The 21,059-nt window shown below is 71.3% G+C and carries 18 protein-coding genes; 8 read left to right on the top strand and 10 right to left on the bottom strand.

The window, feature by feature from the left end:
• Positions 1 to 2 precede the first annotated feature (2 nt).
• Positions 3 to 683, bottom strand: coding sequence for a hypothetical protein (locus ACFYL4_RS25820; protein WP_357769196.1), 681 nt, complete (start codon positions 681 to 683; stop codon positions 3 to 5).
• A gap of 120 nt (positions 684 to 803) precedes the next feature.
• Between ACFYL4_RS25820 and ACFYL4_RS25815 the strand changes: the two genes are divergently transcribed.
• Both ACFYL4_RS25815 and ACFYL4_RS25810 read left to right on the top strand, forming a co-directional pair.
• On the top strand, positions 804 to 2,528 hold the full coding sequence (locus ACFYL4_RS25815) for a S49 family peptidase (RefSeq protein ID WP_387521767.1): 1,725 nt from the start codon (positions 804 to 806) through the stop codon (positions 2,526 to 2,528).
• A complete protein-coding gene (locus tag ACFYL4_RS25810) occupies positions 2,525 to 3,019 on the top strand; it encodes a flavin reductase family protein (protein WP_357769194.1) in 495 nt (164 codons plus the stop codon). The genes ACFYL4_RS25815 and ACFYL4_RS25810 overlap by 4 nt, the downstream gene beginning before the upstream one ends.
• A 70-nt stretch (positions 3,020 to 3,089) precedes the next feature.
• On the opposite strand, the gene ACFYL4_RS25805 is transcribed toward ACFYL4_RS25810, so the two are convergent.
• From ACFYL4_RS25805 to ACFYL4_RS25780, 6 genes are all read right to left on the bottom strand, one after another.
• A complete protein-coding gene (locus ACFYL4_RS25805) occupies positions 3,090 to 3,992 on the bottom strand; it encodes an ABC transporter substrate-binding protein (RefSeq protein WP_387521765.1) in 903 nt (300 codons plus the stop codon).
• Between the two features lie 59 nt (positions 3,993 to 4,051).
• Complete coding sequence (locus ACFYL4_RS25800; protein ID WP_387521763.1) at positions 4,052 to 4,732, bottom strand: ABC transporter permease; 681 nt, start codon at positions 4,730 to 4,732, stop codon at positions 4,052 to 4,054.
• A gap of 2 nt (positions 4,733 to 4,734) precedes the next feature.
• Entirely contained in the window at positions 4,735 to 5,559 is an 825-nt protein-coding gene (locus ACFYL4_RS25795; protein WP_357769191.1) for an ABC transporter permease, read from the bottom strand.
• A complete protein-coding gene (locus ACFYL4_RS25790) occupies positions 5,556 to 6,671 on the bottom strand; it encodes an ATP-binding cassette domain-containing protein (RefSeq protein WP_357769190.1) in 1,116 nt (371 codons plus the stop codon). Before ACFYL4_RS25790 ends, ACFYL4_RS25795 begins: the two co-directional genes overlap by 4 nt.
• Before the next feature lie 241 nt (positions 6,672 to 6,912).
• A complete protein-coding gene (locus ACFYL4_RS25785; protein ID WP_357769202.1) occupies positions 6,913 to 7,569 on the bottom strand; it encodes an HAD family hydrolase in 657 nt (218 codons plus the stop codon).
• Between the two features lie 134 nt (positions 7,570 to 7,703).
• Positions 7,704 to 8,465: an NUDIX domain-containing protein gene (locus ACFYL4_RS25780; RefSeq protein ID WP_387521761.1), complete on the bottom strand. Its 762-nt coding sequence runs from the start codon at positions 8,463 to 8,465 to the stop codon at positions 7,704 to 7,706.
• Between the two features lie 135 nt (positions 8,466 to 8,600).
• On the opposite strand from ACFYL4_RS25780, the gene nadA reads away from it, so the two are divergent.
• Both nadA and ACFYL4_RS25770 read left to right on the top strand, forming a co-directional pair.
• Positions 8,601 to 9,599, top strand: coding sequence for a quinolinate synthase NadA (gene nadA / locus ACFYL4_RS25775; protein ID WP_357769188.1), 999 nt, complete (start codon positions 8,601 to 8,603; stop codon positions 9,597 to 9,599).
• Between the two features lie 151 nt (positions 9,600 to 9,750).
• Positions 9,751 to 11,196 (top strand): sigma-70 family RNA polymerase sigma factor, encoded by a 1,446-nt coding sequence (locus ACFYL4_RS25770; protein ID WP_387521759.1) that lies wholly within the window; start codon positions 9,751 to 9,753, stop codon positions 11,194 to 11,196.
• A 20-nt stretch (positions 11,197 to 11,216) separates the two neighbouring features.
• On the opposite strand, the gene ACFYL4_RS25765 is transcribed toward ACFYL4_RS25770, so the two are convergent.
• Positions 11,217 to 11,828 carry a TetR family transcriptional regulator gene (locus ACFYL4_RS25765; RefSeq protein WP_387521757.1) on the bottom strand — a complete coding sequence of 204 codons (612 nt, stop codon included), beginning with the start codon at positions 11,826 to 11,828 and terminating at the stop codon, positions 11,217 to 11,219.
• 315 nt (positions 11,829 to 12,143) lie between these two features.
• Between ACFYL4_RS25765 and ACFYL4_RS25760 the strand changes: the two genes are divergently transcribed.
• The 4 genes from ACFYL4_RS25760 to ACFYL4_RS25745 all read left to right on the top strand — a co-directional run bounded on the left by ACFYL4_RS25760 (position 12,144) and on the right by ACFYL4_RS25745 (position 16,372).
• On the top strand, positions 12,144 to 13,175 hold the full coding sequence (locus ACFYL4_RS25760; protein ID WP_387521755.1) for an MBL fold metallo-hydrolase: 1,032 nt from the start codon (positions 12,144 to 12,146) through the stop codon (positions 13,173 to 13,175).
• Positions 13,176 to 13,305: 130 nt separating this feature from the next.
• A complete protein-coding gene (locus tag ACFYL4_RS25755; RefSeq protein ID WP_387521753.1) occupies positions 13,306 to 14,619 on the top strand; it encodes a glycosyltransferase family 4 protein in 1,314 nt (437 codons plus the stop codon).
• On the top strand, positions 14,616 to 15,338 hold the full coding sequence (locus tag ACFYL4_RS25750; protein WP_357769201.1) for a methyltransferase domain-containing protein: 723 nt from the start codon (positions 14,616 to 14,618) through the stop codon (positions 15,336 to 15,338). Before ACFYL4_RS25755 ends, ACFYL4_RS25750 begins: the two co-directional genes overlap by 4 nt.
• A complete protein-coding gene (locus tag ACFYL4_RS25745; protein WP_387521751.1) occupies positions 15,338 to 16,372 on the top strand; it encodes a prenyltransferase in 1,035 nt (344 codons plus the stop codon). Before ACFYL4_RS25750 ends, ACFYL4_RS25745 begins: the two co-directional genes overlap by 1 nt.
• A gap of 134 nt (positions 16,373 to 16,506) precedes the next feature.
• On the opposite strand, the gene ACFYL4_RS25740 is transcribed toward ACFYL4_RS25745, so the two are convergent.
• Together ACFYL4_RS25740 and ACFYL4_RS25735 are read right to left on the bottom strand one after the other, a co-directional pair.
• Entirely contained in the window at positions 16,507 to 19,734 is a 3,228-nt protein-coding gene (locus tag ACFYL4_RS25740; RefSeq protein ID WP_387521749.1) for a transglycosylase domain-containing protein, read from the bottom strand.
• A gap of 287 nt (positions 19,735 to 20,021) precedes the next feature.
• The gene (locus tag ACFYL4_RS25735; RefSeq protein ID WP_387521747.1) at positions 20,022 to 20,672 is read right to left on the bottom strand and encodes a class I SAM-dependent methyltransferase; all 651 of its coding nucleotides are present in this window, start codon (positions 20,670 to 20,672) and stop codon (positions 20,022 to 20,024) included.
• Positions 20,673 to 21,059 lie beyond the last annotated feature (387 nt).

The following is a 21,059-nucleotide window of genomic DNA, read 5'->3' as shown; positions in this document are numbered from 1 at the left end:
CGCTAGCTACTGCGGTACTCCGTCGTGTCCATCGACGCGGCGATCTCGTCGTAGACGGCGCTGTACTGGGCGTCGACGGACCACACGTAGAGGAGGACGTCGCTCTCGGGGAGGAACCACATACGCACCTCGAAGGTGTCGTTGTTGTCGCAGGTGACCGACCAGATGGAGTAGTGGGACTTGCGTTCGTCGGCGTGCTCGAAGACGCTTCCGGCCCCGGTCTGGAGGCTGGCTCCGGAGACTCCGATGTTGCCGGAGGCGGCGGTGTTGAGGCTGCGGCAGCTGTCGGTGTCGTCCGCCCAGCCGTTGTCGTCGTTGAAGGACTCGTCCTTCTTCGGCCAGCCCTGGGGGTGCTTGTCGGCCTGTTTGGGGACGAGTTGGATGGACCCGTAGGCGCAGGAGCTCTGGCCGGGCGGGGTCATGCACAGCTGGGCGCCGTCGTTCTGCACGTCCCAGTCGTCGGGGGTGTCGATCCGCACGCCCATCACGTCGGCGCTCCCGAAGCCCTCGGGACCGGGGGGTTCGATCGCGGGCATCATGCCGCTCTCGCCGCGCTCCAGCTCGATCTCTCCGGTGGCCTCGTCGGAACCGCAGGCGGTGAGCGCCAGCAGGGCCGCCGCCGCGACCGCCGCGACACGGCCGCCACGCCGCCGGTGCCGAACCAGGTCCGTCGTGCCCGCCATTGTTCGTTCCGCCCTTCTCGCCGGTCCCCGACCCCGTGTCTGACAGATCGGAGCACAGTCGACCATAGCGCCCTCGACACACCCTCCGCGCCGGGCCGCGGCCGCGACTACCCTGGGTCCATGGTGGACCTCGCGAAGATCACTGAGCCCTTGTCCCTCAACCGGTTCGGCCCCCGTTCCCGGGGCCCGTTGGTCCTGGAGCTGGACCTCACGGAGGGTGTCGCCGACGAGGCGCCGGGCGACCCCCTCACGCAGATCATGAACAGGCGCAAGCAGCACTACCTGGAGGTCCTGGAGGGTATCCGCAGAGGTGCCCGGGACCCGGAGGTGGGCGGTCTCGTCGTGCGGGTGGACTCGCGTTCCCTCGGGATCGCGAAGATCCAGGAGCTGCGTGACACCGTCGCGGACTTCCGTTCCACCGGCAAGCCCGCCGTCGCCTGGGCCGACACCTTCGGCGAGGCGGGCGACGGGAACCTGTCCTACTACCTGGCCACCGCGTTCTCGCGTGTGGTGCTCTCCCCGACCGGTCTGGTGGGGCTGGGCGGCCTGATGTCGCGCACCACGTTCCTCAAGGGCGCCCTGGACAAGTTGGACGTGCGGTTCGAGGGCGGGGCGCGCCACGAGTACAAAAACGCGCTCGACCCGTACACCCAGACGGGCTACACCGACGCCCACCGTGAGGCGGTGGGTCGGATCGTGCGGTCGATGAACGACCAGATCGTCGCGGCGGTCGCGCGGGGCCGCGGGCTCACGGAGGAGCGCGTTCGGGAGCTGATCGCCACCGCACCGATCCTGGCGGGGGAGGCGTTGGAGGCGGGGCTGGTCGACCAGTTGGCCTACCGCGACGAGGTGTACGCGGAGTTGAACGAGCAGGTGGGTGCCAAGGGAGGGGACTCCGCCAAGCCCGCTCTGCAGTTCGTCACCCGGTACCACCGCAAGCACGTGCCGCCGCCCCGCCCGAAGTTCGCCGACGGCGGCGACCACATCGCCCTGATCTCCGCCAACGGCGGTATCAACCTGGGCAGGAGCCGCCGTTCGCCGCTGGGTGGCAGCGTGATGGGTTCGGACACCGTCTGCGCCGCCTTCCGCGCCGCCCGCCAGGACCCCCGGGTGCGGGCCGTGGTGTTCCGGGTGGACAGCCCGGGCGGTTCGGCGATCGCCTCGGACCTGATCCGCAGGGAGAGCCAGTTGACCCGCGAGGCGGGCAAGCCGGTCATCACCACGATGGGCGACGTCGCCGGGTCGGGCGGATACTACGTCGCTCTGGGCTCGGACGCGATCGTGGCCCAGCCCGCGACCATCACCGGGTCCATCGGCGTGCTGGTCGGAAAGCCGGTCCTGGGCGCGCTGCGCGAACGGTTCGGGATCACGTCGGACTCGGTGAGCGAGGGCCCGCACGCGGGCATGTTCGGTACCGACGAGGGGTTCAGCGAGTCCGAGTGGGAGCGGATCAACCTGCTCCTGGACACCATCTACGAGGACTTCGTGGCCAAGGCGGCCGCCGCGCGCGGTCGGACCTGGGACGAGCTCCACGCGGTCGCCAAGGGCCGGATCTGGTCCGGGGCGGACGCCCTGGAGAACGGTCTGGTCGACGAGTTGGGCGGGGTCGAGACGGCGGTGCGGCTGGCCCGGGACAAGGTGGGCGCCGGGGCCCTGCCGGTGCGCGTCTTCCCGCGCGCGCACCCGCTGGACCGGCTCCGTCAGCACGAGTCCAGCGAGGACGTGGCCTCGGCCGAACCGCAGACGGTGCTCAGTGCCTGGGGTTCCCTGGAGCACGTGGCGGCCCGCCTGGGACTGCCCGCCGCGGGTCCGCTGAGCATGCCCGGCTCGTGGGAGGTCCGTTGAGCGTTTCGGGCGGCGCCTACCTGGAGGCGGTGGCGTTGCTGCCGACGGGCGTCACCGTGGTGACCGTCGCGGACGGGCGCGACGACATCGGGGCGACGGTGAGCGCGCTGGTGTCGATCTCCGCCGAACCGCCGGTGGTGATGGTGAGCGTGGCCGCCGAGGGCTACGTGGCCGAGGTGCTCGGCGAGGTGGGGGCCTTCGCGGTGAGCGTGCTCGCCGCCGACCAGCGCGCGGTGGCGGGCCGGTTCGCCGCCGAGGGCCGCCCGAGCGCCCGGCACCTGGTGTCGGGGCTGGCCCACCACCGGGGCGGGCACACCGGAGCGCTGGTCCTGGACGACGCGTTGACCGCACTGGAGTGTTCGGTGCGCGAGCGGGTGGAGGTCGGCGACCACACGGTCTTCTTCGCGGACGTGGTGGGCCTGCCCTCCGCGGGCGCGCGCCGCGGTCCGGCGATGGTGCGCTGGGACGGCCGCTACCACGCGCTCGGCTGACCCCGGGGACGTGACCACGCGGGCCCCGGAACCGGGTGAGGGTTCCGGGGCCCGCGCCGTGCGGGCCGGATCAGACCAGGCCCTGCGCCTCCAGCCACTCCTGGGCGACGTCGGCGGCGTTCTCGTTCTCGATCACGACCCGCTCGTTGAGCTGGGTGAGCTCCTCGGTGGTCAGGGCCGCCGAGACCGCGTTGAGAGCGTCCCGGGCGGTGTCGTCGACCTGCTCGGCGTTGATGAGCGGGGTGATGTTCTGCGACCCGAAGAGGTTCTCCGGGTCCTCCAGGACCACGAGGTCCTCGACGGCGATCTGCGGGTCGGTGGTGAACAGGTTGGCCGCCTGGATGTCGTCGTCCAGCAGCGCCTTGGTCAGCAGGGCGACCTCCAGCGAGCGGAACTCGCGGAACTCGATCCCGTAGACCGACTCCAGACCGACCACGCCCTGGTGGCGGGTCTCGAACTCGGGCGGTCCGCCCAGCACGAGCTGGTCGGCGACGCCGGCCAGGTCGGTGAGGCTGGCCAGGTCGTGCTCCTCGGCCGTCTCGCTGGTGACGGTGATCGAGTCCTTGTTCTCCGCGCTGGAGGAGTCGAGGATCTCCAGCCCGTCCGGCAGCGCCTCGCGCACCAGCGCGTTGGTCTCCTCGGCGTCGGCGCTGGGGGCCCCGTCGTCGAGGTAGGCCAGAGTGGCGCCGTTGTACTCGGGGAAGACGGAGAGGTTGCCCGACTCGATCTGCGAGTAGTACACCTCGCGGCTGCCGATGTTGAGCTGGTACTCGACGTCGACGCCCTCGGCGGCCATGGCCCGGCCGTACAGTTCGGCGAGCAGGGTGCTCTCGGGGAAGTCGGCGGAGCCGATGACGACCGAGCCGGAGGCGCCGCCGTCTCCGCCGCCGTCCTCCTCGAAGGGGTCGCTGCCGCCGCACGCGCTGAGGAGCAACACCAGGGGAAGCCCGGTGAGGGCGAGCCTCTTGTGCATGTCTGAATCCTTCTCTCTGGGGAGTCCTACTTGGCTGGCGGTGCCCGAAGACCGCCCGGTCAGCGCGCCGCCGCGGATTCGGCACGCAGCCCGGGAGCGACGAGGACGCGTCGCAGCCCGGCGAACAGGAGCGTGCTGACCACGGCCAGTGCCACCACGAGAACGGAGCCGCCCAGCATCATCGTGAGGTCCTGGCGGGCCTGGCCGTCGACGATGTAGCGGCCCAGGCCGCCCACTCCCACGTAGGCGGCGATGGTGGCGGTGGCCACCACCTGGACGGCGGCGGTGCGCATTCCGATGAGGACGAGGGGCAGGGCCACGGGGAGTTCGAGTCCGAACAGGACCTCGCGGCCGCGCATGCCCATGCCCAGTGCGGCGTCCCGCAAGCGGGGTTCGACCCCCCGGACCCCCTCGTGGGTGTTGACGAGGATGGGAGGTACGGCCAGGGCCACCAGCGCGGCCACGACGGGGACCAGCCCGATCCCGGCGGCCAGCACGATGAGGAAGAGCACGCCGATGGTGGGCAGGGCGCGGGCGAAGTTGGCCAGGCTCGCGGTGAGGAACCCGCCCACCCCGGTGTGCCCGGTGTACAGGCCGATGGGCACCGCGATGACGGCCGCGATCAGCAGCCCGAGCAGCGAGTAGTAGACGTGTTCGCCGAGCCGGGCGGGGATGCCCGCCGGGCCGCTCCACTGGGCGGGGTCGCCGAACCAGGCCAGGAGTTCGTTCAGGATGTCCATGTCTACTCCCCCGCCGTGGCTGGGTCGGGTCGCACGGTCGTGTCCGCCGGGGTCGCGACGGTGGGCGCGGGTGGGGCGGCCCCTCCGTGTGGGCGTGCGGCGCGCCGCCGGGCCGGTCGGCCGGAGCCGCGGGTCCAGGGGGTGAGCAGGTACTGGGCGGCCACCAGCAGGGCGTCGGTGACGAACGCCAGGAGCACGACCAGCACGATGCCGACCACGATGGGCGCGTCGAACTGGCGGCGGAACCCGTCACTGAGGATGAGCTGCCCCAGACCGCCCAGGCCCACGAGCGAGGCGACGCTGACCATGCTGATGGTGGCCACCGAGGCCACGCGGAGTCCGGCGATGATCACCGGGACTGCCACGGGCATCTCCACGGTGACCAGTCGGCGCAGCGGACCGAAGCCCATGGCCACGGCCGCCTGGCGCACGTGGTCGGGCACCTGGCGCAGTCCGTCCACCACGTTGGGGAGCAGGATCACCAGGGTGTACAGGGACAGCGGCACGATCGCGGTCCAGTCGCTGAACCCGGTGTAGGGCAGCATGAGGAAGAACAGGGCGATGGAGGGCACCGCGTAGAGCACGTTCACACCGGTGAGCACCGGGGGGTAGAGTCCGCGCCAGCGCGCGCACGCCAGCCCCAGTGGCACGGCCACGACGAGTCCGATGAGGATGGACAGGTAGGACAGGCGCAGGTGTTCCATGAGCAGGGGTCGGATGCCCCGCCCCGGCTCGTCGGGGTAGCTCCAGTTGGACACGCCCCAGTCGGCGACCCGGACGACCCACTCCCAGGCGCCCACGACCGCGTTCGCGTCGGCGGCCGTCACTCGGACACCGACCAGATCGCGGCGCCCAGGTCGTCCTGCGAGACCACGCCGACGACCCGGCCCTCGTCGTCCACGCCGACGGCCCGGCCCGCGGGCGAGAGCACGGCGGCGTCGAGGGCGGCCCGGAGGGAGTCGACCCCCACGTCGAAGGTGTGGCCGTAGGGTGCCAGTTCCAGGGAGCCGAGCGGGACCCCGGTGGGCGCCCGGTCGAGCTGTTCGGCGCTGACCCAGCCGAGCGGCATGCGGTCGCCGTCGACCACGAGCGCCCACGGCTGGGCGTCCACGGTGACGACGTCCTTGGCGCGCTCCACGCGGTCCTCGTCGTCGAAGACGACGTCCTCGCGCGGGGAGAGCGCGCTGGCGGGGAAGAAGGACAGGCGGCGCACACCCCGGTCGTAGCCGATGAACGACTCGACGAACGCGTCCACGGGTTCGGCCAGCAGGCGCTCGGGGGTGTCGTACTGGGCGAGTTCCCCGCCGGGCCGGAAGACCGCGATCCGGTCGCCGAGGCGCACCGCCTCGTCGATGTCGTGGGTGACGAACACGATGGTCTTGTGCAGCTCCTGTTGGAGGCGGAGCAGCTCGTCCTGGAGGCTGGTGCGCACGACGGGGTCGACGGCGCTGAAGGGCTCGTCCATGAGCAGGACCGGCGGGTCGGCGGCGAGGGCGCGCGCGACGCCGACCCTCTGTTGCTGGCCTCCCGAGAGCTGGTGCGGGTAGCGCTTGGCCTGGGCGGGTTCGAGGCCGACCAGTTCCATGAGCTCGGCCGCGCGGGCGCGCGCCTTCCCCTTGCGCCACCCCAGGAGCAGGGGCACGGTGGCGATGTTGTCCAGCACGGTGCGGTGCGGGAAGAGGCCCGCCTGCTGGATGACGTACCCGATGGAGCGGCGGAGCAGGGCCGGGTCCTGGGCGCGGACGTCGGTGCCGTCCACGAGGATGGTGCCGGAGGTGGGCTCGACCATCCGGTTGATCATCCGAAGGGAGGTGGTCTTGCCGCTGCCGGAGGGGCCGACGAACACCGTGGTTCCGCCGGTCTCCACGGTCATGTCCAGGCTGGCGACGGCGACGGTGCCGTCCGGGTAGGTCTTGGCGGCGCCCTCGAATGTGATCATCGCGGGGTCGTCTCCGTTCGGGGGCCGGTTGGTGGTACCGCGGGGTGCCGCGCAGGTTCGCAGCCTTCCCCTGGGCTCGGGGATCAAACGGGAGGAGGCGGGCACCGTGACCGGACCGCGACCCCGGTCGGCCCCGGGCGTGCGGGGAAGGTTACCCGAGGCCGGAGGGCGGCGAACACGCTGACACGCCGCCGGAATCGAACAGGAGTATGACCCGGCACACGTGTCCGGGCGTCGGGACTCAGCTCTGGGCGGCGATCCAGTCGACCAGCTGGTGCAGGTCGTCGACGACCACGTCGGCCCGTTCGGCGTCGGGGGTGGCGGCGTGGCGGTAGCCGTAGATGCCCCGGCGCAGCAGGGCCGTGCGCATCCGGGCGCGGCGGGCGGGCAGGACGTCGTTGTCGACGCGGTCGCCGACGTAGAGGATCTCCTCGGCGGTGACGCCGGGGCGGCTGCGTCCGGCCAGTTCCAGGGTGAGGTCGAAGAACTCCGGTTGGGGCTTGTGGACGCCCCACACGTCGGAGATGCCGATGCCGTCCACGCCCAGGCCCATGGCGGCCAGCGCGGGCCCGGCCTCGGGCGGCTGGTTGCCCGCGATGACCAGGGAGAGCCCGGCCTCCTTCATGGCGTTGAGGGCGGGGCGCACGTCGGGGTAGAGGTCGCGCTCGTCGAAGTGCTCGCGCGCCCCTTGCGGGTCCTCGGTGCGCCAGCGGGCGCTCTCGGCCTCCAGGTCGAACCCGGGCACGAGCAGCCGGAAGCCGTCGGTGAGGGTACCCCCGGCGCCGAGCACGGCGCCGATGGTGCCGAAGAACGCCATGTGCGGGATGGCGAACCGATCCGCCCAGCGAGCGAAGATCCGCGTCTCGTCGACGAGTGTCTCGCCGACGTCGAACACCACAGTACGAATTGCCACGGTTAGGGAGTGTACAAGGCGTGTCGGGGGGCGGCCCCGGGGCGGAGCGGCCGGGCCCGCACGGCACGGCGGCGCGGGCTTCGGCCCTCGGCGGTCGGTGCCCCGAGGGCCGACCGTGGTCAGCGCCCCGGCGGGCGGAGCACGGCGAAGGCGTCGGTAACCTCCAGCTCGCGCGCGCGGAAGCGGAAGAGGGCGGCGGGGCGGCCGCCCGAGCGCCCGGAGGGGACGGATCGTCCGGTCTCCTCGATCTGCCCTCGGCGCAACAGGACCCGGCGCAGGTTGGTGGCGGCCACGTCGTGCCCGAGGGCGGCGCGGTAGTGCGCGGACAGCTCCGACATGGTGAACTCAGGGGGCGCCAGGGCGAACCCCACGTTGGTGTAGCTGAGTTTGGAGCGCAGGCGGTGGCGGCCGGAGCGGACGATGGAGGCGTGGTCGAAGGCCATCGGGGGGAGGTCGGCGGCCGGGTGCCAGCCGGTGTCGGCGGGGACGACGGGGTCGATGTGGGCTGGGACCAGCCCGAGGTAGGCGGTGGCCAGGGTGCGGCGCTGGGGGTCGCGGTGGGGGTCGCTGCGGGTCTCCAGCTGTTCCATGTGGCTGAGGTCGCGGACGTCGACCTTCTGCGCGAGCTGACGGCGGATCGAGGCGCCCAGGCTCTCCCGGGCTCCGAGCCGACCGCCCGGGAGCGCCCACTCGCCCTCGCAGGGCGGCAGGGCGCGCTTCCACAGCAGGACGCACAGTTCGCCCGCGCGGATCTGGAGGACGACCGCGATCGCCTCGTGTGCGGAGAGTTCCGACGCCCCCGTCCTCACGACGGGGTCGGCCGTGGCGGTCGGTCCCGCTCCGGCTGTCACGGCCTGTCCGTTTGCTTCCGGGATATCCACCCTGTCCCTTCCGTTCCACGCCATGTTAAGCTGCACCAGGTTTGTGCCTGGCAGACAAAAACTTGGTCGCCGCACTCATCTCCCCTGGCACGGCGCCCGCACGGCGTGCCCACAGCCTCAAGGAAGTAGACGGACATGGCATCGGTCACCACGACGGCGGACACCATGACCAGGCAGGAGTGGGCCACCGAGGTCCGCCGCCTGGCAGAGGAGCGCGACGCTGTCATCCTCGCGCACAACTACCAGCGCCCGGAAATCCAGGACGTCGCCCACCACACCGGCGACTCCCTGGCGCTGTCCCGGCTCGCCGCGAGCGTCGACGCCAGCACCATCGTCTTCTGCGGTGTGCACTTCATGGCCGAGACCGCGAAGATCCTCGCGCCGGAGAAGACCATCCTGCTGCCCGACCCGAACGCCGGGTGCTCGCTGGCCGACACCATCACCGCCGAGGACGTGCGCGCCTGGAAGGCCCAGCACCCCGGGGCGGTCGTGGTCGCCTACGTCAACACGACGGCGGCGGTCAAGGCCGAGACCGACATCTGCTGCACCTCCTCCAACGCCGCCGACGTCATCCGGTCCATCCCGGAGGACCGGGAGATCCTCTTCCTGCCGGACCAGTTCCTCGGCGCCCACGTGAAGCGGGTCACCGGCCGCGAGAACATCCACGTCTGGATGGGCGAGTGCCACGTGCACGCCGGGATCGACGGCCACACCCTGCGCGAGCGGGTCGCGGCCGAGCCCGACGCCGAGGTGTACGTGCACCCCGAGTGCGGCTGCGCCACCTCCGCCCTCTACCTCGTGGGCAGCGGCGCGGTCCCCGAGGAGCGGGTGAAGGTCCTCTCCACCGGCGGGATGCTCAGCGCGGCCGAGAACACCACCGCCAAGAAGGTGCTCATCGCCACCGAGACCGGCATGCTGCACCAGCTGCGCAACGCCAACTCCACCACGGAGTTCGAGGCGGTCAACTCACGCGCCGAGTGCCACTACATGAAGATGATCGACGCCGACAAGCTGCTGAACTCGCTGCGCCACGGCACCACCGAGATCCTGGTGGACCCCGCGACCGCCGAGCGGGCCCGCCGCTCGGTGGAGCGGATGGTGGCCATCGGACAGCCCTCCCGGGGCGGCGAGTAGCCGGGGCGGCGGTGGGCGTGACCCGCGCGTGCGCGCGGCGCCGCACGCGCGGGGCGGTAACAGAAGTCTCACCTTCGGGCCACAGCTGTTCCATTCGCCCACACCAGGCGCCTCCCCTCGCTAGCGTCACCTCAGGAGCGGGGGGAGAATCGTGACCAGAGGTAACGAAACAGACGTACCAGCGGCGGAGGCCGTCGAGGAGCTGTGCGACGCGTTCGCGCACTCGCTGCACCGGTACGCGTGGTCCCTGCTCGGCGACCCCGACCGGTACACCGGCGGAGGCGACCGGACCGTCGGCGACCCGGTCGCCGACGCCGTCCACGAGGCCCTCGTCGCCGGGGTCGCGCTGGAGTCGCGCCTCTCCGACCCCGCGGACCGCGGCCCCTGGCTCTTCGCCCTCGTCCGCGCCGCCTGCCAGCGGCGCGGGTTCGCGCACACCTGTCCCTACACGCGCCTGGCCACCGTGCCCGCCGAGGCCCCCGTGGCGGAGATGTTCTCCCGCCTGCCCGCCAGCCACCGCGAACTCGTCGAGCTCAACCTGCGCCACGCGCTGCCCACGGCCGCCGTCGCACGGGTCCTGGGCCTGGAGCCGAGGATCTGCGGCGAGCTGTCCCGTTCGGCGATCCGGCGCGCGGCGGAGGGGCTGGCCGGACCGCCCCGACCCGAACCCGACGAGGACAACACCCCCGGCGGCGCCTGGCTCACCCAGGTGCACCGGGTCTCCTCCGCGCTGACCCTGCTGCGGCCGCCCGGCGCCCCGCCCGGGCTGCGCGACCGGGTCGTGCACACCTGCACCTCACCCGACACCGCCGACGAGCGGGCCCGGATCACCGCCGCCACGCACCCGCTCACGGCGGACGGCTACCCCGTCCACCGCTCCGGTCCGCCCGGCACCGCCGTGGTCGAGACCGACGCGGTCACCGAACCCGTCGAGGTCCCGCTCCCCCGTGCCCTGCCACGCGACCTGCTGACCACCGCCGACCACCCGGTGCGCGACGACGCGCGCTCACCCCTGCCCTCACCCGGCCACGACCCGCTGGACGAGGCCGCCGACCCCGGCCCCCGGCGTTGGCCGCTGCCCGCGATCTCGGGGGTGGCCACGGTCGTCGTGGCGTTCGGGCTGTGGTGGTGGGCCAGTCACGTGGGGGGACCCACGACGCTGATCGAGTCCGGTCCGGCGCTTCCGGGCCAGCGCTCGGGCCTGACCGGTGTGGAGGCCGTCTCCACCGCCTCCGACGGTAAGCCCGGCACGGAGCCGACCTCGGTCACCGTCACCGACGCACCGGGGTCCGGGAGCCCCGAACCCGACGCACCCGAGGACGCCCCCAGCGGGGGACCGACCGGCCCCCAGGACCGTGAGCCCGAGGAGCCGTCCGGCGAGGGCGGCGACGCCGAAGCTCCGCGGGGACCCGAGGAGACGCCTCGACCCCCCGAACCCCCGGCGGACGAGCCCGACCCCGAGCCGGGTGAGGACGGGGGCGGCGCCCCGGACCACGGGGGCGGGAACCCGGGCAACGGCTCCCCCGGCCTGCTCGGCGGCCTGCTGGGGCTGTTGTTCGGTAGCGGCAAGGCCGACCCGGGGGAACCGGCGGAGTAGGTTCCGGCGCGTCCGACTCCTCAGAAGGAGGCGAGCAGACGGTCGGCGGCGGTCCTCAGACGCCCCTCGACCTCCTCGATGTCGCGTCGCCCCTTGAGGATCTCGACCAGCTCGAAGATCCACACGCTGGTGAGCGCCCCGGCCAGGACGTACCCCGTGCTGTCGCGGTCCACCTCGGTGTCGTCCGGTGACCCGCCGTCACCCAGGTTGCCGGTGGCCACCCGCCACACCAGGTCGCTGATGCGCACGTCGAGCTCGATCTTGACCTCGGCCATGATCAGGGAGCGCACCAGGGCGTCGGCCAGCTCGGGCTCGCGCATGAGACCGCGCGTGGCCCTCAGCAGGACGTCGACGGCGCGGCCGGAGGGGTCGTCCGCCGTGGGCGGGCGACGGACGATGCCGCCCTCCAGGAGGTCGAGTTCCTCGGTGACCACGGCCACGACCAGGTCCATCTTGGAGGGGAAGTAGCGGTAGAGCGTGCCGAGGGCGACCCCCGCGCGTTCGGCGACCGAACGCATCTGCATGGCCTCCACGCCGCCGCGCACGGCCAGGGCCGCCGCGGTCTGGACGATGCGCCGACGGCGTTGGGTCTGACTCCGCGTCATCGTTCCGATCGGTGCCTGCACCGCCACAGGGTCTCTCCCATTCGTCATCGGTCCGCGCGTCGGCAGCGCCGGACCCCGGCTCACGAGAACACGTTATCCAACGGGCCGCCTCGACCACAGCGGCTCGAACCCATGATCCTCGCCTCATTGCCCGACGTGGCAGAGGCAATACGAGAGCTTGGCGAGAACTTTCAGGATGGCATCCAGGTCTTTGTAGAATATGTTCTATTTTGTCAGCCCGAAATACGCGGGCCGCTTCCGGCCACCGTGGGCGCGGACCCCGCGCCCCCCTTCCCTAGAATCGAACCAGATTCGGTTTCCAGTGGAGAGGTCGGGCCAGGCATGCGTGAGGTTCCCCCAGTCGAGGACCTGGGCGAGGGGTTGTGGAGCGTCCCCGTGCCGGTCCCCCACAACCCCGTCGGGTTCACCTACGTCTACGTGCTCGGCACCCCCGGCGGCCCTGTGCTCGTCGACGTCGGCTGGGACCACGACGCCTCCTGGGACGCCCTGGTCAGCGGCCTGGAACAGACGGGCCACCGGGTGGACGAGGTCCGCGGCGCCGTCCTCACCCACTTCCACGCCGACCACTCCGGGCTCACGGGCCGCCTGCGTGCGGCCTCCGACGCCTGGGTGGCCGCGCACCCCGCGGACGCCCGGGTGCTGCGCCGGCAGTCGGAGCGCACCGACGACCAGCGCGCGGCCTCCGTCGTCGAACAGATGACCCGCGCGGGCTTCCCGGAGGAAGACGTGGAGGCCTACCGCGCCTCTCCCACCGTGTTCCGTCCCCCCGCGCTCCCTGACCTCGCCCTGGACGACGGCCAACGCGTCGACGCCCCCGGGCTGGACCTGCGGGCCGTGTGGACCCCGGGCCACACTCCCGGACACCTGTGCCTGCGCCTGGCCGGACGCGAACTCCTCTTCACCGGCGACCACGTGCTCCCGCGCATCACGCCGCACGTGGGCCAGTTCCCCCTGGACTCCGCCGAGGGCGACCCCCTCGGGGACTTCCTCGCCTCCCAGGACAGGATCGGCCGTCTGCCCGGGGCCGACCGCCTCCTATGTCTTCCCTCACACGAGTCCCGCTTCTCGGGGCTGCCCCGACGCGCCCGGGAGATCGTCGACCACCACGAGGAGCGCCTGGAGGGCATGACCGCGCTGCTCGGGCAGGGGCCCGCCACCCTGTGGGAGCTCACGTCACGACTGGAGTGGCGCCGCCCCTGGGCGGACATGCGCCCGCTGGCACGGCACATGGCCGCCTCCGAGACCGCCGCGCACCTGCGGCTCCTGGAGGAGCGCGGACGCGCCCGCCGTGAGGGCCCGAGCGACCGGCCGCGCTGGGCCTGCGTCATCCCGGGCACGACGCCCCGAATATGATCCCCTGTACCCGATGCCCGGCGCCGACCTCGAGTGAACTCACGAGTAACATATGGGGGCGCACCAGCTCCGGCCAGGACCGGAGCGCACGGCGGCGACCGGGCACGCGACCCAACGAAGAGGTGGACTCTTGACCCAGTCGGGCACCAGCACGGGACCGACCCCACGGCCCTCCGGCGACCGCCCCCTGCGCGTCGCCCTCCTGTCGTACCGCAGCAAACAGCACGTCGGCGGCCAGGGGGTCTACGTCCGCCACCTCTCCCGTGAACTGGCCGCGCTCGGTCACGAGGTCACCGTCTTCTCCGGACAGCCCTACCCCGTCCTCGACGAGGGCGTCACCCTGGAGAAACTCCCCTCCCTCGACCTCTACAACGACGCCAACCCCTTCGTCGCCCCGCCGGTGCGCGAGTGGCGCGACTGGATCGACGTCCTGGAGGTCGCCACCATGTGGACCGCCGGATTCCCCGAACCCCTCACCTACTCCCTGCGCGCCAACCGCGAACTCCGACGCCGCCTCGGTGACTTCGACGTCGTCCACGACAACCAGACCCTGGGCTGGGGCCTGCTCGGCATCAGGTCCGCCGGCCTGCCCCTGGTCACCACCATCCACCACCCCATCAGCGTGGACCGCCGCATCGAGATCGAGGAGGCCCGGGGCCTCCAGAAGCTCTCCAAGCGCCGCTGGTACGGCTTCGTCAAGATGCAGGCGCGCGTGGCACGCCGCCTCGACCCGATCCTGGTTCCCTCCCAGTCCTCCGCCGACGACATCGCCCGCGAGTTCGGCGTCGACCCCGCCACCATGGAGGTCACCCCGCTCGGCGTGGACACCCGCTACTTCCACCCCCGCCCCGAGGTGGAACGCGTCCCCGGACGCATCGTGTGCACCGCGAGCGCGGACAGCCCCCTCAAGGGGGTCTCCGTGCTCCTGCGCGCCGCCGCCAAACTCGCCACCGAACGCGACGTCACGCTGCGGATCGTCAGTCGCCCCAAGCCCGGCGGCCCCACCGACCAGCTCGTCGACGAACTCGGTCTACGCGACAGGGTCGAGTTCGTCAGCGGCATCGACGACCAGCAGCTCGGCGAACTCGTCTCCAGCGCCCAGGTCGCGGTCGTCCCCTCCTTCTACGAGGGCTTCTCCCTACCCGCTGTGGAGGCCATGGCCTGCGGCACCCCCCTCGTGGCCAGCCGCGCCGGAGCCCTTCCCGAGGTCGTCGGCACCGACGGTGACGCCGGCCGCCTCATCCCCCCGGGCGACCCCGAGCTCCTGGCCGCCGAACTCGCCTCCCTGCTCGACGACGACGCCGAACGGGAGCGCATGGGCGCGGCCGCCTGGCGCCGGGTCCAGGAACGCTTCACCTGGAGGGCCGTGGCCGAACTGACCGCCCAGCGCTACGCGACCACCATCGGTCTGACCCCACGACCCACACAAGGGAGCCTCCACTGATCACCGTCGACTTCAACCTCTTCCCCGTCCGACCGGGGCACCGCGTCCTCGACCTCGGCTGCGGCGGCGGACGCCACGCCTTCGAGATCTACCGGCGCGGCGCCGACGTGGTCGCCTTCGACCAGAACGTCAGCGACCTCGCCGACGTCGAGACCATGTTCGCGGCCATGGCCCACGAGGGTGAGGCTCCCGCCTCCGCCAAGGCGGAGACCGTCAAGGGCGACGCCCTCGACATGCCCTTCGACGACGACAGCTTCGACCGGGTCGTGGCCGCGGAGATCTTCGAGCACCTGCCGCACGACACCGCCGCCATGAAGGAGCTCTACCGGGTGCTCAAGCCCGGGGGCATCGCCGCCGTGACCGTGCCCAGCTTCCTGCCCGAGCGCATCTGTTGGGCCCTCTCGGAGGAGTACCACACCAACGAGGGCGGCCACATCCGCATCTACACCCGCGCCGAACTGGAGGCCAAGCTCAAGGCCACCGGCTTCGAGATCGGCCCGCACCACCACGCGCACGCCCTGCACGCCCCGTACTGGTGGATCAAGTGCGCCGTGGGCACCGACAACAACGACCACCCGGCCGCGAAGGCCTACCACGACCTCCTGGTCTGGGACATGCTCCAGGCCCCCAAGGTCACCCGTGTGGCGGAACGGCTCCTCAACCCGGTCATCGGCAAGAGCGTGATCGTGTACGTGCGCAAGCCCGCCACGGACGTCTGATGGCCTCCCCCCTCCACCTGCCCGGGGTCCTCAGCGCCGAACAGCTGCACCGGTCCGCGGACTACCTCGCGCGCGCCCAGGAGGAAGACGGGGTGATCCCCTGGTTCCCCGGCGGCCACGCCGACGTGTGGGACCACGTGGAGTGCGCCATGGCGCTGACCGTCACCGGCGTGCTCGACCCCGGGCACGCCGAGGCGGCCCGCCGCGCCTACCTGTGGCTGGACGGCAGCCGTCACCCCGAAGGCGGTTGGTACGCCAAGTACCGCCAAGGCGCGCCCGTCACCGCCCTGCGCGAGGCCAACCACGCCGCCTACCCGGCGGTCGGCCTGCTCCACCACCTGCTGACCACCGGCGACACGGCGTTCGCCGAGCGGCTGTGGCCCGTGGCGGAGAGCGGACTGGAGTTCGTGCTGGGCCTACGCGGCGAGCACGGGGAGATCCTGTGGGCCCGGTCCGAGGACGGTTCCCCCGGCGACCACGCGCTCCTCACCGTCTGCGCGAGCGTTCACCACGCCCTGCGCTGCGGAGCCGCCCTGGGCACCCGGCTGGGCCGCGAGCGCCCGGAGTGGGTCAAGGCCGCCGACCGCCTGGCCGAACTCATCACCCACGAGGAGGGGCTGTTCTCGGACCGTTCCCGCTTCTCGATGGACTGGTTCTACCCGGTCCTCGGCGGGGTGCTGAGGGACGACGCGGCCCGGGCGCGCGTCGCGGAACGGTGGGACGCCTTCGTCGTACCCGGTCTGGGCGTGCGCTGCGTGAGCGACCAGCCGTGGGTGACCGCCGCCGAGTCCTCCGAGCTGGTCATGGCCCTGGCCGCACTCGGCGAGACCGAGCGGGGAACCCGGGTCCTGCGGGACGTCCAGCACCTGCGTGACCCCGACGACGGCGTCTACTGGACCGGCTACCAGTTCGCCGAGCAGGTGCGCTGGCCGGTGGAGCGCAGCACCTGGACCTCGGCCGCGGTCGTCCTCGCCGTGGACGCGCTCACCGGCACCACTCCCGGGTCCCGGGTCTTCCTGCACACCTGGGACTGAGGACCGGCGGGCCCGGACGGGGCCGGGTCCGCGCCCTTCGGGTGGGGCGGTGCACCCGCGTATCCCACGGGCGGGGAAGAAGCCCCCCACGTCCCGGAAGACACGAGGAGGGCCCCTCGGGGCCCTCCTTCGCGTCAGCCTTCCTCGCCCCTGCTGGGCGGGACCTCCGGTATCCCCGGTTCGACCGGATCACCCGTTCCGGGGTTGTCCGGCACGGTCGGGTCCTCCGGGATGTCCGGCTCCGGGTCGACCGGCTCCACGGGCTCCTCCGGCGCGACCGGGACGTCCGGCTCGCCGCCCTCCGGCTCCTGCGGCTCCTGGGGAGCCTGCGTGGACGGCTCGGGCGCCCAGTTCTCGGTGGTGCCACCGAACTCCGGGCTGGGGAACGAGGCCCGCTCGTAGCCCTCCATCGCGCGGGTCATGTAGGCCCTCCACATCTGCGCCGGCAACCTGCCGCCGGAGATGTCGTGCCCCGGGATGTGGAAGCTCTCGTTGTTGCCGCTGTAGACACCGACCGCCGTGGACAGCTGCGGGGTGTACCCCACGAACCAGGCCGCGACGCTGCCGTCGGTGGTACCCGTCTTGCCCGCCACGGGGTGGTCCCACAGCGCCGCACCGGTGCCCGTACCCGATTTGACCACCTGCTCCAGGGCGTAGGTGACGTCCGCCGCGGTCGACGCCTCCAGGGCGCGCTGGCCCTCGATCTTCGGCCGCTCGTTGTCACCGTCCTGGTTGACGATCTCCTTGATGACGTGCGCCTGCATGTGGACGCCGCCGTTGGCGAAGGTCGCGTAGCCACTCGCCTGGTCGACCGGACGCACACTCGTGGCGCCCAGGGGCATGACCGGGACCAGCTGGTTGTCGGCGATGCTGCCGTCGGGCAGGCCCACGTCGTAGGCGGTCTGCCTGATCTCCTCGAAACCGACCTCCTGGGCCAGCTCGACGAAGCCAAGGTTGTTCGAGACCGTCGTGGCCTGGGTGAGCGTCATGATCCCGCCCGCGGCATCACCCGCGTTCTGCACCCGCGAACCGGCGATCTGACGCGGTCCCCGGCCGTCCACCGTGGAGTTCAGGCCGTAGCCCTGCTCCAGCGCCGTCGCCAGGACGTACGGCTTGAACGCCGACCCCGCCTGGGCCGCGCCCAGGAAGGAGCTGTCGTACTGGTTCAGGTGGTAGTCGTGTCCTCCGTAGAAGGCCAGCACCTCGCCGGTCTTCGGGTCGATGGTGCTCAACCCGATGTTCACGCCCTCCGGCAGGGCCTCCGGGTCGACCATCTCCTCCACCGCCTCGTAGGCGGCGTCCATCATGTCCTTGTCGAAGGTCGTGACGATCGTGAAGCCCTGGCGGTTGACGTGGTCCTCGGTGTACCCCAGCTTCGACAGCTCGTTCATGGCCTCCTGGAGCATGTATCCCCGGTAGCCGCTGAGGTCCTCCGTGGTCTTCTCCGGCTCGGGAGCCGGGAACTCCATGGCGTCCGCCTCGGCCTGGGTGATCGCCCCGGTGGTGACCATGCCGTTGACCACGTACTGCCAGCGGTTCTCCATGTCGGGCGTGGTCTCCACGTCCGCCTGGCCGAACCGGGTCGGCTGCTGGATGGCGGCCGCCAGGAAGGCCGCCTCCTCGGCGGTGAGCTCGTCGACGTCCTTGTGGTAGTACGCCTGCGAGGCGGCCTGCACCCCGTAGGACATGCGACCGAAGTAGATGGTGTTGAGGTACTGCTCCATCACCCACTCCTTGTCCTCGCTCTGATCCACCTTGATGGAGATGATGATCTCCTGGATCTTGCGGGACACGGTCTGCTCGAAGGAGACGCCCTCGTAGTAGTTGCGCACCATCTGCTGGGTGACGGTCGAACCGCCCTGGACCTGCTCCCCCGTCACGGTGGACCACACCGCGCGCATGGTGCCGCTCAGCGAGACGCCGGGCTCGGTCCAGAACCCGCGGTCCTCCGCGGAGATGACCGCCTCGACGACATGGTCGCCGCCTTCCGTCATCTCCTCGTAGCTGATGACCTCGCGGTCGGTTCCCCGGTAGGCGAACTCGGTCTCACCGTCCGCGAAGTAGAAGGTCGACCCCTGCTCGACGGCGTCGGCCTTGGCCGCGTCGGGCACCTCGACGGTCATGTAGAAGTACGTGAAGACGCCGCAGCCCAGGATGACGCCCAGGCCCGTCACCGCCAGGAAGCCCAGCAGGAGGCGGAGCCAGAGCGGCTTCTTCTTCGCCTTCTTCTTGCCCTTGCCGCTCTTGCCGGATTCTCCGGGCGTCTCCGCGCCGCCCGGCGGCCCAGCGGGACCACCGGGACCACCGGTGTTCCCAGGGCCCCCGGGCACACCCCCGGCCCCGGCCGCACCGGCGGCAGCGCCGGCTCCGGCCGCACCGGCAGCAGCGGTCGGGCCGCTGGCAGCGCGAGAACCGTCCGACACGACATCGGACATGCGCCGAGGTGTCGGCCACATGGCGGCCGCGGGTTCCTCGGCCGGTCTTTCCCCGGGTTCACCCGGCGCGGCGGACTCCTCGGGTGGAGCTCCGGCGAACGCGGCCCCGGCCGGAGCGGGCATCGCCCGGGTCGGCTGGTCCTGTTCCTCCGTCGCGGTGGAGACCGGAGCGGTCTCCTCTGCCGGACGGGCGGAGGGCGCCTCCCCGGGCCGTTCGGCCGAGGTGACAGCGGGCGCTTCCTCTGGCTCGGCGGGGGCGACAGAGGGAGACTCTTCGGAACCGTCCTCCTCCCGTCCCGCCGTCTCCGGCACTCCGCCCGCCGGAGCCTCGACCTCAGGAAGGGGCGTCGCGTCGGTGGTGGGCTTCGCGTCGAAACCCTCCGATGCCTCGGTGGCCTCGTTTCCCTCAGGAGTCGCGGCGCCCTCGGAGCCCTGGCCGGTCTCGGAAGACGCGTCCTCGTGCGTCGAAGGGTCCTCGCCCTCATCCGGGGTGTCGGCAACGGACGCGGCCGCCACCGCCGGTTCGACCCCGTCGGGCTCGGGCTCGGTTTCGGTCACCGCCGGGGAGACCGTCGCCGACTCCTGCTCCTTCTTCACGGAGTCCTCGAAACCCTGTTCGGCGAGGGTCTGCGCCACGCGGTCACGTAGGAACGTGCCGCTCGTCTTGAAAGCGATGGGTCCAGCGATGAACTCCGGTTCGGGTTGGCCGTTGGGCTCGGTACCCGACTCCGAGGTCTCCCCGTCGGACTGATTCTCACCACTGGTGGGTAGATCATCACCCTGGGGGGTCGCTTGACTGGACAGCTCCTCAGCAGAGGTGTCGTTCGTCTCCGGTGTGTTCGAATCGGGACGCTGTCCATCCGTCCCGTCACTACCGTGTGTGCTCTTGCTCAGCTCCCCGCCCCCAAGGCAAATCACGTCCGGCACCGTGCCGTCCTGGTGTTTGACGCGCGAGTGCCCCTGATCGGTTCAGTTCGATTCGGGACCGAAGCGGCATTCGGGGGAAAATCACCACCATCGCTTCGCCCTCAAAGCCACGATACCCGCACATAACCGTGTCAAGGCCGAGTCCGTAACCTCACGGTCACTTCTTACCGAAGGCTTACCCTTCGAAGACGTGTCCATGTCCGGGTGTTGGCTCACTCACATTCCCGTTCAATATTGCCATACCCGGGGGCGGTGACTGAGCGTGCGCATTATCGAACGCGAATTGGTCAGGCGACGCGCTCCAGTACACGCAGGGAACCCACCACCCGCACGTCCTTGAACTCCCCCGATTCGAGCGCGCGACAGTAGATCTCGTACGGTGGGCGACCACCGTCCTCGGGGTTGGGGAACACGTCGTGGATGACCAGCGCCCCGCCCACGGCGACGTGCGGGGACCAGCCCTCGTAGTCGTTCCTGGCCGCGACCTCGCTGTGCCCGCCGTCGATGAAGAGCATCCCGAGCCTCGTCCCCCAGAGGGCGGCGACGTCCAGGGAGGCACCCGTCACGGCGATGACGACGTCGTCCAGTCCAGCTCGGGTGATCGTGTGTCGGAAGTGCGGCAGGGTGTCGAACTTCCCGGTGACCGGGTCGATCAGCGAGCTGTCGTGGTACTCCCACCCCTCCTGGTGCTCCTCGGAACCCCGGTGGTGGTCCACGGTGACGACTCTGGCGCGCCCAGCCCCACCAGCCTCAGCGACCCGGGCCGCCGCGCCCAGGAAGATGGTCGACTTGCCGCAGTAGGTACCGATCTCCACCACGGGACCGCGATCGGCGTACTCCAGGGCCGTCTCGAAGAGCGCCAGCCCTTCGTCGGTGGGCATGAAACCGTTCGCGGCTTCGGCAGCGGCCAGCAGGTCAGCGGGCATCGTTTTCGTCATAGGACAATTCTCCCACCCCAGCCCACGCCACTCCGGTCAGGGGACCCCCGATCGAAACCGCGGGCCAGCGACGCGAGAGCGCCCAGGCGTGCGTGGAGGCGGAGTCCGTTGTGGTGGTCGTGGGCCGTGGGTTCCGGGCCCGTGCACACAAAAAAAGGGGCCCCGAAGGACCCCCGACAACACAACAACCCACCCACCCACACCACCATTCACAAACGCACAAACCCCAACAAAAAAAGAGAGGAAAGAGAAAGAACCCACCCAACGGCGGACACTTCCCCTTCCCTCTCCCTCAAGAAAAACCGTGGCAGCGACCTACTCTCCCACCCCATCACAGGGCAGTACCATCAGCGCAAGGAGACTTAACGACCGGGTTCGGAATGAGAC

Source organism: Nocardiopsis sp. NPDC006938, assembly GCF_042869555.1.
Lineage (GTDB): Bacteria > Actinomycetota > Actinomycetes > Streptosporangiales > Streptosporangiaceae > Nocardiopsis.
The sequence above is the reverse complement of the archived record's forward strand: the minus strand, read 5'-3'. Positions and strand labels throughout refer to the sequence as shown.

Excerpts from the sequence above, each read along its gene's own strand:
- ACFYL4_RS25760 (WP_387521755.1), top strand. The coding sequence starts at position 12,144 with ATGCGTGAGGTTCCCCCAGTCGAGGACCTGGGCGAGGGGTTGTGGAGC.
- ACFYL4_RS25745 (WP_387521751.1), top strand. The coding sequence starts at position 15,338 with ATGGCCTCCCCCCTCCACCTGCCCGGGGTCCTCAGCGCCGAACAGCTG.
- ACFYL4_RS25805 (WP_387521765.1), bottom strand. The coding sequence starts at position 3,992 with ATGCACAAGAGGCTCGCCCTCACCGGGCTTCCCCTGGTGTTGCTCCTC.
- ACFYL4_RS25800 (WP_387521763.1), bottom strand. The coding sequence starts at position 4,732 with ATGGACATCCTGAACGAACTCCTGGCCTGGTTCGGCGACCCCGCCCAG.
- ACFYL4_RS25790 (WP_357769190.1), bottom strand. The coding sequence starts at position 6,671 with ATGATCACATTCGAGGGCGCCGCCAAGACCTACCCGGACGGCACCGTC.
- ACFYL4_RS25735 (WP_387521747.1), bottom strand. The coding sequence starts at position 20,672 with ATGACGAAAACGATGCCCGCTGACCTGCTGGCCGCTGCCGAAGCCGCG.
- ACFYL4_RS25820 (WP_357769196.1), bottom strand. The coding sequence starts at position 683 with ATGGCGGGCACGACGGACCTGGTTCGGCACCGGCGGCGTGGCGGCCGT.
- ACFYL4_RS25815 (WP_387521767.1), top strand. The coding sequence starts at position 804 with ATGGTGGACCTCGCGAAGATCACTGAGCCCTTGTCCCTCAACCGGTTC.
- nadA (WP_357769188.1), top strand. The coding sequence starts at position 8,601 with ATGGCATCGGTCACCACGACGGCGGACACCATGACCAGGCAGGAGTGG.